Raw genomic sequence first — 16,497 nt, 5'->3', positions numbered from 1 at the left:
GTTCATGTCCGAGGCAAACACTTCTCGCGCCGGCGCGTTGCAGCGCTGGCTGATCATTGGCGTCGTGGTCATCGCGATTGCGCTCCTGCTCTGGTGGCTATGGCCTAGCGCAGCGGAACAACCCCAACAGCGAGCCGGTGGTCGTCCGGCATTCGGAGCGTTCGGTGGGCCAACGCCGGTGCGGGTCGCTTCGGTCGAGCAGGGACGGTTCGAGGTCTACTCCCAGGCGCTCGGCACCGTCACGCCGTTGAACACCGTGAACGTACGCAGCCGTGTGGCCGGAGAGCTCGTCGAGGTGCGCTTCGAGGAGGGCCAGCGCGTCAAGTCTGGCGATCTGCTAGCGGTCATCGATCCGCGCCCCTACGAGGTGGCGTTGCAGCAGGCGGAAGGCACCTTGCAGCAGAACCGCGCATTGCTGCAGAACGCGCAAGTCGATCTCAAGCGTTATCAGGGTTTGTTTGCCGATGACAGCATCGCCAAGCAGACGCTCGACACCCAGCAGGCGCTGGTCAACCAGTACCAGGGGACGCTTGCGGCCAACCAAGCAGCGGTCAACGAGGCCAAGCTGAACCTGCAATTCACCCAGATCCGCGCGCCGATCGATGGCCGCGTGGGCCTGCGGCAGCTGGATCAGGGCAACCTCGTCGCGGCTAACGACACCACGCCGCTGGTCGTCATCACCCAGACCCAGCCGATGGCCATCAGCTTCACGCTGCCAGAGGGCGAGTTGCCGCCTGTCATAAGCCGTTTCCGCCGCGGTGACGAGTTGTCGGTTCAGGCTTGGGACCGCAGTGAGCGAGTCCTCTTCGGCGAAGGGGTATTGGAAAGCGTCGACAACCTGATCGACACGACCACCGGCACCCTGAAAATGAAAGCCCGCTTCGACAACGAAGCCGAGCTGCTGATACCCAACCAGTTCGTCAATATCCGCTTGCGTGTGGAAACGTTGGAGGATGCCGTCCTGATCCCTTCCGCGGCGCTTCAGTTCGGCTCGCGCGGAAACTTCGCCTATGTGGTCGGCGACGATTCTAAGGTCGAGCTACGCATCCTCGAAGTAGGGCCGAGCAACGGCGATCATACCGTCATCACCAAGGGCCTGAGCGTGGGTGAACGAATCGTCATGGAGGGGACCGACCGCCTACGCGACGGCAGCGAAGTAGAAGTGGTGGATCGCCAGACGCTCGCTGAAGAAGCGGCCGAAAATCCCAAGGTCGACCCCCAGAACGCCAAGGAGCGCCCGGCGCGATGAACATCTCGCGGTTGTTCATCCTGCGGCCGGTGGCGACCACGCTGACGATGATTGCGATCTTGCTGGCCGGCCTGATCGCCTATCGCATGCTGCCCGTATCGGCGCTGCCTCAGGTGGACTATCCAACCATCCGGGTCATGACGCTGTATCCCGGTGCCAGTCCCGAAGTCATGACCAGCGCCGTAACCGCGCCGCTGGAGCGCCAATTCGGTCAAATGCCGGGGTTGACCCAGATGTCTTCGACCAGCTCGGGCGGCGCGTCAGTGATCACGCTGCGTTTCTCCCTCGAAGTCGAGCTGGACGTGGCCGAGCAGGAAGTCCAGGCGGCCATCAATGCCGCAAGCAACCTGCTACCCAACGACTTGCCGGCGCCGCCGGTCTACAACAAAGTCAATCCGGCGGATACGCCGGTGATGACTTTGGCGGTCACGTCAGAAAGTCTTGCGCTGCCGGAGCTGCATGATCTGGTCGATACGCGCATGGCACAGAAGCTGGCGCAGATCAGCGGCGTGGGCATGGTCAGCATCGCCGGTGGTCAGCGCCCCGCGGTACGCATTCGGGTCAACCCAGAAGCGCTTGCGTCGTACGGATTGTCGCTGGCCGACGTTCGTTCGCTGGTGACCAGCTCCAACGTCAATCAGCCCAAAGGCAATTTCGACGGCCCCACCCGGGTATCGATGCTCGACGCCAATGATCAGCTGAAAACTCCGGAGGAATATGCCGAACTCATCCTGGCGTATGAAAACGGCGCGACGCTGCGCTTGAAGCATGTCGCCGACATTATCGATGGCGCCGAGAACGAACGCCTCGCCGCCTGGGCCAACGAATCCCAGGCCGTGTTGCTGAACATCCAGCGCCAACCCGGCGCGAACGTGATCGATGTGGTCGAACGTATCCAGGCGTTGCTACCCGAAGTCACCGCCAGCATGCCGGCCGGTCCCGACGTGGTGGTGCTCACCGATCGTACCCAGACCATCCGTGCCGCCATCACCGACGTGCAGCATGAGCTGTTGATGGCCACGGTCCTCGTGGTCATGGTCACGTTCGTATTCCTCAAGCGGCTGTCGGCGACGATCATTCCGTCGATTGCCGTACCGTTGTCGCTGGTGGGCACCTTTGCGATCATGCATCTCGCCGGCTTTTCCCTGAATAACCTGACGCTGATGGCGCTGACCATCGCCACCGGCTTCGTCGTGGACGATGCCATCGTCATGCTCGAAAACATCGCTCGCCATGTGGAGGAGGGTGAGACGCCACTTCAGGCCGCGCTCAAAGGGGCCAAGCAGATCGGTTTCACCCTGATTTCGCTGACGTTGTCGCTAATCGCCGTGCTGATTCCGCTGCTGTTCATGCAGGACGTGGTAGGACGTCTGTTCCGCGAGTTCGCGATCACACTGGCGGTCGCTATTTTGATATCGCTCGTGGTGTCCCTGACGTTGACGCCGATGATGTGCGCCAAATTGCTCAAGCCGGCCACCGTGGATGAAGCCAAGCCGGATTGGGTCGAGCGGCTCATCGGCGGCTACGCGCGCTGGCTGACCTGGGTGCTGGGGCACCAGACGCTGACCCTGCTGGTTGCTGTGTTGACCCTGGGATTGACCGTGGTGCTTTACCTGGCTGTGCCGAAAGGTTTCTTTCCGGTGCAGGATACCGGCGTGATTCAAGGCATCAGTGAAGCGCCTCAATCGATTTCCTTCCGCGCCATGAGCGAACGTCAGCAATCACTTGCGCGAGTGATCCTCGACGATCCGGCGGTGGACAGCCTGTCGTCCTATATCGGCGTGGACGGTGATAACGTCACGCTCAATAGCGGTCGTTTGCTGATCAACCTCAAGCCCCACGGTGAACGGGACGTCACGGCCAGCCAGGTCATCGATCGGCTACGACCGGAACTGGCGAAGCTGCCAGGTATCGAGTTGTACATGCAGCCGGTGCAGGATCTGTCGATCGAAGATCGGGTCAGTCGTACACAGTTCCAGTTCAGCCTCGAGTCGCCGGATGGCGAACTGCTGCAGGAGTGGACGCCGCGGCTGGTAGAGGCGCTCCGCGAACGCCCGGAACTGACCGATATCGCCAGCGACCTGCAGAGCAATGGCCTGCAGATTTATCTGGACATCGACCGCGATGCCGCAGCTCGTCTCGGAATAGAAGTTTCGGCCATCACCGACGCGCTGTACGACGCCTTCGGTCAGCGGCAGATTTCGACGATCTTTACTCAGGCCAGCCAGTACCGCGTGGTGCTGGAAGCCGAGTCGGGCAGCCGTCTTGGCGCGCAGGCGCTGGAGGAACTGTTCGTGCAGAGCGAGGGTGGCACGCCGGTGCGGCTGTCGAGCCTGGCGACGCTGGAACAGCGTAATGCGCCCCTGCTGATCAACCATATCGGTCAGTTCCCGGCCGTCACCTTGTCGTTCAACCTGGCCGATGGCGTCTCATTGGGCGAAGCGGTGGAGGTGATCGAAGGCGTCGAAGCCGAGATCGGTCTGCCCGCAGGCATACAGAGCCGTTTTCAGGGCGCTGCCGAGGCTTTCCAGGCTTCGCTGTCGAGCACGCTGCTGCTGATTTTGGCCGCGGTGGTGACCATGTATATCGTGCTCGGCGTGCTATATGAGAGCTATATCCATCCGATCACCATTCTCTCGACGTTGCCGTCGGCGGCCGTCGGCGCCTTGCTCGCATTGTTGCTGACCGGCAACGACTTGGGGCTGATCGCCATCATCGGCATCATCCTGCTGATCGGTATCGTCAAGAAAAACGCGATCATGATGATCGACTTTGCGCTGGAGGCTGAGCGTCAGCAGGGCATGAGCCCGCAGGATGCGATCTACCGGGCGGCACTGCTGCGCTTCCGTCCGATCCTGATGACCACATTGGCCGCATTGTTCGGCGCGGTACCGCTGATGCTCGCTTCCGGCTCCGGTGCCGAGCTGCGTCAGCCGCTGGGTTTGGTCCTGGTTGGTGGTCTACTGTTGAGCCAGTTGCTGACGCTGTTCACCACGCCGGTGATCTATTTGTTCTTCGATCGGTTGGGCAGTCGTTTTGCCCGTAAGAACGTGGCAGGACAAGAGGTGGGCGTATGACCGGTTCGAAAAGACGCCCGAGGCCAGCCCGTAGGATGGGTGCAACCCATCACCTTGGCTCGATGGGTTGCACCCATCCTACGGTCGGTTACAAGGTTGTCGATGATATGGCTGGGGGGCAAAAGCGCTTGGTGCTGCCGGCTCGTCCAGTCTCCAGCCTTCAATCTCCAGCGGCTTTTGCGCGATGAACTTGTCCGCACCTTTCATCGCCCGTCCGGTGGCGACCATGTTGCTGAGCCTGGCGATCCTGCTGTTGGGCGGGGTCAGTTTTGGCTTGCTGCCGGTGTCGCCGCTGCCGAACATGGATTTTCCGGTAATCACGGTGCAGGCCAGTCTGCCTGGGGCCAGTCCGGAAATCATGGCGTCCAGCGTGGCGACGCCGCTGGAGCGGTCGCTCGGCAGCATCGCCGGTGTCAACCAGATGAGCAGCCGCAGCAGTCAGGGCTCGACGCGGATCATCATCGAGTTCGACCTAGACCGCGACATCAACGGTGCTGCGCGTGAGGTTCAGGCAGCGATCAACGCTGCGCGCAATCTGCTGCCCAGCGGTATGCGCAGCATGCCTACGTACCGCAAGGTCAACCCATCGCAGGCGCCGATCATGGTGCTGTCGCTGACCTCCGATGTGCTCGACAAAGGCCAGCTCTACGATATCGGCTCCACGGTGCTGGCGCAGAAGTTATCGCAGGTGCCCGGTGTGGGTGAGGTGCAGGTCGGTGGCAGTTCGCTTCCGGCGGTGCGCGTCGAACTTCAACCGCAACAACTCGAGCAATACGGCGTGTCCCTCGACGAGGTCCGTCAGACCATCGCCTCGGCTAATGTACGCCGACCCAAAGGCATGGTCGAAGACGATCATCGTCACTGGCAGGTGCAAGCCAGCGACCAGTTGCACGAGGCGGCGGATTATCTGCCGCTGATCATTCGCTACCAGGATGGCGCCGCCTTGCGCCTGAGCGACGTGGCCAAGGTCAGCGATGCGGTGGAGGATCGCTACAACGACGGCTTCTTCAACAACGAACGCGCCGTGCTGCTGATCATCAACCGCCAGGCCGGCGCCAACATCATCGAAACCATTGAAGGCATTCGCAATGAACTGCCCGCGCTACAGGCTATCGTGCCTGGTAGCGTCAAGATGGCGGTGGCGATGGACCGTTCGCCGGTCATCCGCGCGACACTGCACGAAGCCGAGCGCACATTGCTGATCGCGGTAGGGCTGGTCATCGTGCTGGTGTTTCTCTTCCTCGGACGGCTACGCACGGCGTTGATTCCGGCGCTGGCGGTGCCGGTGTCGCTGGTTGGCACCTTCGCCGTGATGTACTTGTTCGGCTTCTCGCTCAATGTGTTGTCGCTGATGGCGTTGATTCTGGCGGCCGGGCTGGTGGTGGACGATGCCATTGTGGTGCTGGAAAACATCGCACGACACATCGATGACGGCGTCCCGCCAATGCGCGCTGCGTATATAGGGACGCGGGAGGTGGGCTTCACGCTGCTGTCGATGAATCTGTCGCTAGTGGTGGTTTTCGTTTCGATCCTATTCATGGGCGGCATCGTGGAACGGCTGTTTCGCGAGTTCTCCATCACCCTGGCGGCGGCCATCCTGGTCTCGCTGTTGGTGTCGCTGACGCTGACGCCGATGCTTTGTGCCCGTTGGTTGAAGCCTCACGAAGCCTCGCAAGAAGGAGGTCTGCACCGCTGGAGCCACGATGCGCATCAATGGCTGCTGCGTCATTACGATCGATCCCTGGGTTGGGCGCTGCGCCATCACCGGATTACGCTGTTCACGCTGCTAGCGACCATTGGGCTAAACGTTTTTCTTTATATCGAAGTGCCCAAAACCTTCCTGCCACAGCAGGATACCGGCCAGCTGACTGGCTTCATCCGCGGCGACGATGGGCTGTCGTTCCAAGTCATGCAGCCTAAGATGGAAACCTACCGCCAAGCCGTGCTGGCCGATCCAGCGGTGGAAAGCGTGGCCGGTTTCATTGGCGGGCAGGGCGGCATAAACAACGCCTTCATGATCGTCCGGCTCAAACCACTGGCAGAACGCGAGATATCCGCACAGAAGGTCATCGAGCGGATCCGCGCCAATCAGCCGAAAGTCCCGGGTGGACGCATGTTCCTTATGGCAGATCAGGATCTGCAATTCGGTGGAGGACGTCAGAGCAGTTCGGCATATTCCTACAACCTGCTGGCCAGCGATCTGGCCGACCTGCGCGCCTGGGTGCCGCAGGTGACACGCGCGCTGATGGCGTTGCCGGAGTTGACCAGCATCGATGCCAACGACGGCGAAGGTGCACAGCAGATCAGCCTGAAAGTGGACCGAGACGCAGCCAAGCGGTTGGGTATCGATATGGGCACGGTCACTACCTTGCTGAACAACGCCTTCAGCCAGCGGCAGATCTCCACCATCTACGAATCGCTTAACCAGTATCAGGTGGTGATGGAGATCGACCCGGCGTACGCCCAGAATCCCGAAGTGCTTGAGCAGATTCAGGTGATCACCAGCGATGGTCGGCGGGTGCCCCTGGCTGCGTTTGCAAGCTATGAGCGCAGCCTTGAAGAAGACCGTGTCAGTCATGATGGGCAGTTCGCCGCGGAGAACATCGACTTCGATCTGGCGCCCGGTGTGAGTCTAGATCAGGCGACACGGGCTATTGATCGTGCGGTTGCCGCCATCGGCATGCCCAGCGAGGTGCAGGGGCGTCTAGGTGGCACCGGTGATGTCTTCAAGGCTACGCAGGAGGGGCAGCCGCTGATGATCTTGGGCGCTCTGTTGCTGGTTTACATCGTGCTCGGCATTCTCTACGAAAGCTATATCCATCCGTTGACGATCCTCTCCACGCTGCCGTCTGCGGGCGTCGGTGCGCTGTTGGCCATCATCCTGATGCGCGAACAGTTCAGCCTGATTTCCCTGCTCGGTCTGTTCCTGCTGATCGGTGTCGTCAAGAAGAACGCGATCCTGATGATCGATCTGGCGCTGCAGTTCGAGCGCAACGACCACTTGTCTCCGCAAGAGTCGATCCGCCGTTCATGCCTGTTGCGCTTCCGCCCAATTCTGATGACCACCATGGCCGCGATCCTCGGCGCCTTACCGTTGCTCATGGGCGGTGCCGAAGGGGCCGAGATGCGCCAACCGCTGGGCCTGACCATCGTCGGCGGGTTGATCCTCAGCCAGATCCTCACGCTTTACACCACGCCGGTCGTCTATCTGTACCTGGATCGCGCGCGTCATCGCTTCAACCGCTGGCGTGGTGTGCGCACCGATGCCGCCCTGGAAAATCCGCTATGAATTCGTCGTATTTGAAATCTCCCTTGCGCCCGCTGGCCCTGATGGTCATGGCGTTTTCGCTCGGTGCTTGCACCTTGGGTCCCGACTACCAACGGCCGGAACTGCCCGTTGCCACGGAGTTCAAGCAGGCCGAAGGATGGAAGACCGCCGCCCCGGCGGACGTCTTGCAGCGTGGCGACTGGTGGGCGCTCTACGGCGATGCCGAGCTGAATGCGCTGGTTGGTCGGCTGAACGTTTCCAACCAGAATCTGGCGGCAGCCGAAGCGCAGTATCGCCAAGCGCGTGCCTTGGTACGGGGGGCGCGTTCGCAGCTGTTTCCCGTCGTGGGGGCCAGTGGCGGCGTGTCCCGTGGAGGGCAGGGTAGCTCTGGCAATAACTCGTCGCAGTACGTCGGTAGCGGTGGCGGTGTAAGCGAGAGCTACGATGTCGGCCTCGACGCGTCATGGGAACTCGATATCTGGGGGCGCCTGCGCCGCAATCTGGAGGCCAACCGCGCCAACATGCAAGCGAGCGCAGCGGACTTGGCGGCGGTCCGTCTGAGCCTGCAGTCCGAACTGGTCCAGACCTATCTGCAATTGCGCGTGATGGACGAGCAGCAGCGGTTGCTGGACCAGACGGTGGAGGCTTTTGCCCGCTCGTTGCGCCTGACAGAAAACCAGTACGAGGCTGGCATCGTGCCCAAGTCCGACGTCAGCCAGGCCCTGACCCAGCTGAAAAGCACCCAGGCCCAAGCGATCGACCTGCGCTGGCAACGCGCGCAGATGGAGCACGCCATCGCGGTGCTCGTTGGCGTGCCGCCCTCGGAGCTGACCATTGCCGAACGACGCGACATTCCACAATTGCCCGAAGTACCACTGGCCTTGCCGTCGCAATTGTTGGAGCGGCGGCCGGACATCGCCTCGGCCGAGCGCCAGGTCATGGCCGCCAATGCGCAGATCGGCGTGGCCGAAGCGGCCTGGTATCCGGACCTGACCTTGAGCGCTAGCGGCGGCTATCGCAACAGCAGTTTCAGCGACCTGATCAGCGTGCCCAACCGCTTCTGGTCGCTGGGCCCTCAGCTGGCGCTGACGCTACTCGATTTCGGCGGTCGCCGTGCCGACCTCGAAGCGGCTGAAGCCAGCTATGACCAGACTGTGGCCAGTTATCGCCAGACGGTGCTCGACAGCTTCCGTGAAGTCGAGGACAACCTCGTGCAACTGCGCGTGCTTGCCGAGGAAACGGTTGTGCAACGAGAGGCGCTGGAAGCGGCGCAGGAATCGCTGCGTCTGATCGAAAACCAGTATCGCGCTGGGACTGTGGACTTCCTCAGCGTGGCGACGGTGCAGACCACTGCATTGAACAACGAGCGGACCAATCTCGCATTGCTGGGGGATCGGCTGGCGGCCAGCGTGCAACTGATTGCGGCGCTTGGCGGTGGTTGGGACGAGGCTCAACTGGAGCAGGAGCCGGTGTTCGAAGGGGCGGAGCGCTGAGTGTTTGGCGCCTGTGATTGCCGGTGATGGATGACGGGGATTCGTCCAATACCCGCCCGCGATGTAGAGCGTTCGATTAAAAAACGAAACCCCGCAATCGCGGGGTTTCGTCAGAGTAGGCGAGCGCCTGGGCAACTGGTAGATCAATCGCGTTGCTTGCGATTCACCGTCTGTGCCGCTTTGATGATGTCGGCACCGATCACCGGCTCGAACTCCTTCCATACCGGCCGCATGGCTTCACGCCAGGCTTCGCGCTCGGCAGCAGTGAGCTCGATGATTTGCGACGTGCCGGCCTGGCGGATGCGCTCGCGATGGGCCTGGTTGGCTTCTTCGGCGGCGCGGTTCACCGCGTAGGTCACCTCATTGATGATGCCTTCGAGTTCGGTGCGAATGCTGTGCGGGATGCCGTACCAGAAGCGCGTGTTGCTCACCAGCATGTAGTCGAGCACGCCGTGGTTGCTCTCGGTGATGTACGGCTGCACGGTATGCATGTTCTTACTGTAGATATTCGACCAGGGATTTTCCGCGCCCTGGACGGTGCCGTTCTGCAACGACGCGAATACATCGGCAAAGGCGATTTTCTTTGTAGGTGCCCCTACCTGGGCGAACTGTGATTCCAGAACCGCCGACGGCTGAATGCGGAATGCCAGGCCGTTCGCATCGCTCGGCAAGCGCAGCGCCTTGGTGGCCGACAGCTGTTTCATGCCGTTGTGCCAGTAAGCCAGGCCGGTAATGTTTTCTTTTTCCATCGAACGCAGCAGCTGACGCCCCTTGGCGCGCTTTTGGAAGCGATTGACGGCGTCCAAATCGTCGAACAGGAACGGCAGATCGAAGACCTGCACCTGCTTGGTGTACTGCTCGAACTTGGCCAGCGAAGGCGCGAGCAGTTGGACTTCGTTCTTGCTCAAGGCATCCAGTTCGTCGGCATCGCCATACAGGGTAGAGTTTGGGTAGACCTCGACGGTTACCTGGCCCGGCAGGCGCTCTTCGACCAGTCGTTTGAACAGCAGGGCGCCCTTGCCCTTAGGGGTTTCTTCGGCAACGACATGGGCGAACTTGATAACGATTGGCTCTGCTTCGACCACTGTCGCGGTCAGTGCCAGCATCAGTCCGGCGAGGGTGATGATCGGCTTGATCATTTGAAAGGCTCTTTATTCTGGTTGGTTGGCATTGCATCCGGGAGCCGAATGCGATTGAGCTTCAACGCGACGTTATGCCAAATAAGCCGAACCATCTAAAGCGCATTCTCGCAAAATTCATGATTGAAAGAGCGGGAGCGGAAACGCATCACAATTTGCTCCCATGGACCACTGCTTTGCCTTGCAAAGCAGTGGTCCAGAGCTATCCGCGGGTCAACTGTTGGATAGCTGCCAACCGCCACCCAAGGCTTTGTAGAGCGCGACGACACCGCGATAGAGCTCAATTTCGGCTTGGGCCTGAGCGTCTTCGGCGGCCAGCCGTTCACGCTCGGCGTCCAGTAGCACAAGGAAGTCCACCGTTCCTTCGCGATAGCGGATCTCGGCCTGTTGCGCCGCTGCGCGGCTGGCGCTGGATTGACGTAGCAACGACAGCAGCCGTTCCTGGGCACGGGCGTAGTCGCTGAAGGCGTTCTCAGACTCTTCCAGCGCCAGCAACACCTGCTGTTCGTAGCCTGCCAATGCACCCTCGGCATCGGCTTCGGCACCGCGCAATCTGGCACGTACGCTACCCATGTCGAACGCCGCCCAGCTGATGCTCGGTGCGGCTCCCCAGGCCTGCGCGGCGCTGGAGCCAATCTGCGAACCGCGCCCGGCGATGAAACCGAGGAAGCCGGACAGGCTCACCCGCGGGAACAGATCCGCCGTCGCAACGCCAACATTGGCCGTGGCTGCGGCCAGTTGACGCTCTGCCGCCCGGATGTCTGGACGACGACGCAGCAATTCGCCGGGATCGCCGATCGGCAACGCTTTGGCAATCGCCGGCAATTCACGTGGCGACAGGTCGACGCTGAGCTGATCGGCGCGCTGGCCGAGCAGAGTAGCGATGCGATTGCGCGCGCGGCTCTGGGCGGCCTGAAATTGCGGCAGGCTGGCCTCGGTAGCGGCCAAACGGGCATCGGCGCGCAGGACATCGAGTTCGCTCCCCATACCGGCGTCGCGCAGTTGTTCGGTCAGCTGATGCGAGTCGCGCTGATTGTCCAGGTTCTCCCGCGCAATGCGTTCACGCAGCTGGGCGCCGCGCAGCTGACCATAGGCGTCCACCAGCTCGGCGATCAGGCTCACTTGCAACTGGTAGAGCTCAGCTTCGGCGGCTTCAGTCTGTGCTTCGCTGGCTTCGATACGCCGCTGGATACGTCCGAACAGGTCCAGTTCCCAAGCCATATCCAGGCCCAGATCGTAGCGCTCGATGTTGCTGCGTTCCTCGCTGAAACCGGGTTGCTGGGCTTTGCCGTATTCGGCGCTGGCCCCGGCAGTCACGGTGGGTAAGCGATCATTGGCGGCATCGTCTCGGATCGAACGCGCCGCACGTAACCGGGAGAAGGCGATGCGCAGCTCACGGTTCTCAGCCAAGGCCTGACCGACCAGGGCATCGAGCGTCGGGTCTTCAAATTGGTGCCACCAGGCGGATTCGAACCGTGAGCGGTCGAAGTCTTCTGCTGTGGCCCGATCAATTTCTGCCGGAGCCGTTTCCGGCGTACGGTAGTCGGGCCCCACCGCACAGGCGCTGAGCGTCAATATCGCGGCTAGCAGGAGCGGGGTGGTGATTACAGCCTTCATGCATGAATCTCCTTCAATACAGCTTTTTTCTCCTCGCGCCGTTCGACGAAGGCGCGAATCACCAGATAGAACACCGGAGTCAGTAGCAGCCCGAAGAAGGTCACGCCAAGCATCCCGCTGAACACCGCGACACCCATGGCATGGCGCATCTCGGCACCGGCTCCGGTTGAAAGTACCAGCGGTACCACGCCCATGATGAAGGCGAAGCTGGTCATCAGAATCGGCCGCAGCCGCAGCCGGCAGGCTTCGAGTACCGCAGCCAACCGATCCATGCCTTCTTCCTGCTTGTCCTTGGCAAACTCGACGATGAGGATCGCGTTCTTGCACGCCAGCCCCACCAGCACGATCAGGCCAATCTGAGTGAACACGTTATTGTCGCCACCAGACAGGATCACTCCTGTGATGGCCGACAGCAGCGTCATCGGCACGATCAGGATCACCGCCAGCGGCAAGCTCCAGCTCTCGTATTGCGCCGCCAGCACCAAGAACGCCAGCAGGACGCAGAGCGGGAAGACGAACATTGCGGTGTTACCGGCCAGAATTTGCTGATAGGTCAGTTCGGTCCATTCGTAGCTCATACCGTTCGGCAGCTCGGCCTGAAGCAGCCGCTCCATGGCGTCTTCAGCCTGGCCGGAGCTGTAGCCTGGAGCCGCCGCACCGTTGATTTCAGCGGTGAGGAAGCCGTTGTAGTGCATCACCCGATCGGGACCTGCGCTGTCGCTGACCTTGACGAAGGTCGACAGCGGGACCATTTCGCCGCGATCGTTGCGTACTTTCAGTTGGCCGATCTGCTCGGGCGTCAGACGAAACTTCTGCTCGGCTTGAACGTTCACCTGATAGGTGCGACCGAAGCGGTTAAAGTCGTTGGCATACAGCGATCCGAGGTAGACCTGCATGGTGTCGAAAATCTGGTCGATCGGAACACTATGGGTTTTGGCTTTTTCTCGATCGATATCAGCATCGATTTGCGGCACGTTGACCTGGTAGCTGGTAAACAGCCCGGCCAGCTCCGGATACTCGGCGCTCTTGGCAAGGACGTTCTGGACTTGTTTGTATAGTTCTTCGTAGCCGAGGTTGCCGCGATCCTGCACTTGTATGCGGAACCCCCCGATGGTGCCCAGACCCTGAACCGGTGGCGGCGGGAAGATGGCGATGAAGGCGTCCTGGATCTGCGCGAACTGCCCATTCAGATCTGCCGCGATGGCGTTGGCCGAAAGCGCCGGGTCTTTGCGCTCGTCGAACGGCTTGAGCGGGGTGAAGACGATGCCGCTGTTGGGGCTGTTGGTGAAGCCATTAATCGACAGACCCGGAAAGGCGACGGTGTTCTCCACTCCCGGATGTTCGCTGGCGATCTGCGACATGCGTTTGATCACATCCTCGGTGCGATCCAGCGTGGCGGCATCTGGCAACTGCGCGAAGGCCACCAGGTACTGCTTATCCTGCGGCGGCACGAAACCGGTCGGCGTGCTGGCAAAGCCCATATAGCCCAGTCCCACCAGCCCGATATAGACCACCAGGGCAATGCCGCTACCGCGCAGGATGCGCTTCACCGCGCCGACATAACCGTGACTGGCACGCTCGAACATTCGGTTGAACGGCGCGAACAACCAGCCGCCGAAAAGCTTATCCAGCAGGCGTGAGAAGCCGTCCTTAGGTGCGTCGTGGCTGCGCAGCAGTGCAGCGGCGAGTGCTGGCGACAGAGTCAGCGAGTTGAACGCCGAAATAACTGTCGAGATGGCGATAGTCAATGCGAACTGCTGATAAAACTGCCCGGTAAGACCGGAAATGAACGCAGTCGGGATGAATACCGCGCACAGCACCAGGGCCGTAGCGACAATCGGCCCCGTCACTTCCTTCATCGCTTGCTTGGTGGCTTCGACCGGCGACTTGCCGAGCCCAATGTTGCGTTCGACGTTTTCCACCACGACGATCGCGTCGTCCACCACGATGCCGATCGCCAGAACTAGGCCGAACAGCGACAGCGCATTGAGCGAGAAGCCGAGCATGTGCATGACGGCGAAGGTACCGATCAACGATACCGGCACGGCGGCTAGCGGGATGATCGAGGCACGCCAGGTCTGCAGGAACAGGATCACCACGAGGACCACCAGCACGATGGCTTCGAGCAGGGTATGCACTACCGCCTCGATGGAACCGCGGACGAAAATGGTCGGGTCGTAGACGATTTCGTAGTCCACGCCCTCGGGAAAGTCCTGCTTCAGCTCGGCCATGCGAGCCCGTACCGAGTCGGAGATTTCGATGGCATTGGAGCCGGGACGCTGGAATACCGGGATGGCGACGGCGGGCTGGTTGTTCAGTAGCGACCGCAGGGCGTACTGACTGGACCCCAGTTCGATACGCGCAATGTCCCGGAGACGGGTAATCGAGCCGTCTTCGCCGGCGCGAACGATGATGTTCTCGAATTCGTCCTCAGTGACCAACCGGCCCTGCGTGTTGATCGAAAGTTGGAAATCAGTCGCACCCGGAGCAGGCGGCGCGCCAAGTGAGCCGGCTGCGACCTGACGGTTCTGCTCGCGGATCGCGTTGACCACATCGGACGCGGTGAGGTTGCGCGAGGCGACCTTGTTTGGGTCGAGCCAGACACGCAGCGAGTAATTACCCATGCCGAACAACTGTACGTCGCCGATGCCGTCCAGCCGCGCCAGCTCGTCCTTGACGTTGAGAGCCGCGTAGTTGGACAGATAAAGCATGTCGTAGCGCTCATCCGGCGAGGTCAGGTGCACCACCATGGTCAGGTCCGGCGAGGCCTTGTCCACCGTTACACCGAGGCGCTGCACTTCGGTGGGCAGCGTCGGCATCGTGCGGGTCACACGGTTCTGCACCTGCACCTGGGCATTATCCAGATCAGTACCGAGGGCGAAGGTGATGGTCAGCGTGAGCTTGCCGTCGGCGGTGGCCTGAGACGACATGTAGAGCATGCCCTCAACGCCAGTAATGGCCTGCTCCAGCGGCGAGGCGACAGTTTCGCCGATCACCTTGGGGTTGGCGCCGGGGAACTCGGCGCGCACCACCACAGTGGGCGGAACGACCTCCGGGTACTCGCTGATCGGCAACTGGAACAGGGAGATGGCGCCGCCGATGAGGATCACCAGGGACAACACCGCCGCAAAGATTGGCCGCTGAATGAAGAATTGAGAGAAATTCATGACGCACTCCGGGGGAGAGGGTGCGCATTACGCACCCTGACGGAATCGATTGTTTTGATGTGCGCCGAAGCGCTCGGACGACGGGCTAGGCGTTAGCTCAGCTGCTATCTGTTCAACTGCTAGGACGCCGCGCCACGCTGCGGTCGACCACTTCGGTCTTGAACGCCGCAGTGATGGCGCGGTGCTGCTCCTTGAGCGCGGCGAGGGTATCGGCGTCTGCCATCGGCACGGTTTGCGGCTCAACTGCATTACCCGGACGGACACGCTGCAGGCCGTTGACGACGATAGTCTCGCCTTCATTAAGGCCACTGCGGACGATGCGCAGCCCTTCGAGCTTCGGCCCCAGTTCGATGGAGCGGTAATTCACCTTCCCGTCCTCGCCAAGCACCAGCACGAACTTCTTGCCCCAATCGGTCCCCACTGCGACGTCCTTGATCAGCACTGCGTCGTAGGTGGCGCTCCCGACCAGCTTCATCTGTGCATAAAGGCCAGGCGTGAAGCGCCCGTCACGGTTGTCGAACACGGCGCGCCCGCGGATGGTGCCGGTACGCGGATCGACCTGGTTGTCGATGAAGTCCATGCGGCCGAGGTGCGGGTGACCGTCCTCACTGGAAAGGCCGAGATACACCGGAGTCGATTCGCCACGTGTGCCGTTGCGGGCCAGCTCGCGGTACTTCAGGTAGGTACGCTCATCCGCCTCGAAGTAGGCGTAGACCTCGCTGGTGGAAACCAGCGTGGTGAGCAGCGCCTCGCCAGCGTTGACCAGATTGCCGGCGGTGATCATGGCGCGACCCGCGCGGCCGTCGATGGGTGCAGTGACGCGGGTAAAGCTGAGGTCTAGCTTGGCTGCGTCCAGTTGTGCCTGGATCGCCGCGACTGCGGATTTCGCTTCGCTGGCAGCGCTGACGCGGGCATCGGCCAATTCAGCGGAGATCGCATTATTGGCCCGTAGCCGCTCGCCGCGCTGGGCTTCGCTGGCGGTGCGTTGTTGCGTGGCGCGCGCCTGTTGCAACTCGGCTTGCAGGCGTTTTACCTGAGCCTCGAACGGGCGCGGATCGATCTGGAACAGCAGATCGCCTTTCTTAACCAGCGCGCCTTCCTCGAAGGCGACCTTGTCGATGAAGCCGGAAACCCGTGGTCGGATTTCAACCGACTCCGGCGCTTCCAGACGCCCGGTGAGTTCGTCCCATTCGGTGACTTGCTGCTCGATGACTTCGGCGACGCTGACAGCCGGCGCCGGCATTGCCGCCTCGGTGGCTTCAGGCGCCTGCCCGCATGCACCGACAAGCGCAGCGACAACTGCAACAAGTGGGTAACGCAGGGCGTTGAGTGAACGTTCCATGCTTGACTCCGCAACTGGGTTTTTATGTTGGGCGAAGTGTGCGGGGCGGGTTCTCTATGCAGAAATCGAACGAGGCGAATGTAGTTATCACTTCCGATGATGATTCGGGTAGGGCGGGAAGGCTCGTTTCGGCAAAACGGCCGGA

8 protein-coding genes are annotated in these 16,497 nt (G+C 61.4%); 4 read left to right on the top strand and 4 right to left on the bottom strand.

The genetic code is table 11. The annotated features are described in order from the left end of the window. The first annotated feature begins 4 nt into the window (after positions 1-4). The 4 genes from NA647_RS15010 to NA647_RS14995 all read left to right on the top strand — a co-directional run bounded on the left by NA647_RS15010 (position 5) and on the right by NA647_RS14995 (position 9,087). Positions 5-1,249, top strand: coding sequence for an MdtA/MuxA family multidrug efflux RND transporter periplasmic adaptor subunit (locus NA647_RS15010; protein WP_256058433.1), 1,245 nt, complete (start codon positions 5-7; stop codon positions 1,247-1,249). Then, positions 1,246-4,326: an MdtB/MuxB family multidrug efflux RND transporter permease subunit gene (locus tag NA647_RS15005; protein WP_256058432.1), complete on the top strand. Its 3,081-nt coding sequence runs from the start codon at positions 1,246-1,248 to the stop codon at positions 4,324-4,326. Before NA647_RS15010 ends, NA647_RS15005 begins: the two co-directional genes overlap by 4 nt. Before the next feature lie 184 nt (positions 4,327-4,510). Then, the gene (locus tag NA647_RS15000; protein ID WP_256058431.1) at positions 4,511-7,615 is read left to right on the top strand and encodes an efflux RND transporter permease subunit; all 3,105 of its coding nucleotides are present in this window, start codon (positions 4,511-4,513) and stop codon (positions 7,613-7,615) included. Beyond that, positions 7,612-9,087, top strand: a complete 1,476-nt coding sequence (locus NA647_RS14995; protein ID WP_256058429.1) for an efflux transporter outer membrane subunit — start codon at positions 7,612-7,614, stop codon at positions 9,085-9,087. Before NA647_RS15000 ends, NA647_RS14995 begins: the two co-directional genes overlap by 4 nt. Before the next feature lie 143 nt (positions 9,088-9,230). On the opposite strand, the gene NA647_RS14990 is transcribed toward NA647_RS14995, so the two are convergent. The 4 genes from NA647_RS14990 to NA647_RS14975 form a co-directional block, all read right to left on the bottom strand. Next, positions 9,231-10,223, bottom strand: coding sequence for a TRAP transporter substrate-binding protein (locus NA647_RS14990; RefSeq protein WP_336604959.1), 993 nt, complete (start codon positions 10,221-10,223; stop codon positions 9,231-9,233). Positions 10,224-10,439: 216 nt separating this feature from the next. Beyond that, positions 10,440-11,843, bottom strand: coding sequence for an efflux transporter outer membrane subunit (locus NA647_RS14985; protein WP_256058427.1), 1,404 nt, complete (start codon positions 11,841-11,843; stop codon positions 10,440-10,442). After that, on the bottom strand, positions 11,840-15,010 hold the full coding sequence (locus NA647_RS14980; RefSeq protein ID WP_256058425.1) for an efflux RND transporter permease subunit: 3,171 nt from the start codon (positions 15,008-15,010) through the stop codon (positions 11,840-11,842). The genes NA647_RS14985 and NA647_RS14980 overlap by 4 nt, the downstream gene beginning before the upstream one ends. Before the next feature lie 112 nt (positions 15,011-15,122). Beyond that, a complete protein-coding gene (locus tag NA647_RS14975; protein ID WP_256058424.1) occupies positions 15,123-16,352 on the bottom strand; it encodes an efflux RND transporter periplasmic adaptor subunit in 1,230 nt (409 codons plus the stop codon). Between the last annotated feature and the right edge of the window lie 145 nt (positions 16,353-16,497).

Source organism: Stutzerimonas stutzeri (assembly GCF_024448985.1).
Classification (GTDB): domain Bacteria; phylum Pseudomonadota; class Gammaproteobacteria; order Pseudomonadales; family Pseudomonadaceae; genus Stutzerimonas; species Stutzerimonas stutzeri_AP.
This window is presented reverse-complemented; position numbering and strand designations above follow the sequence as displayed.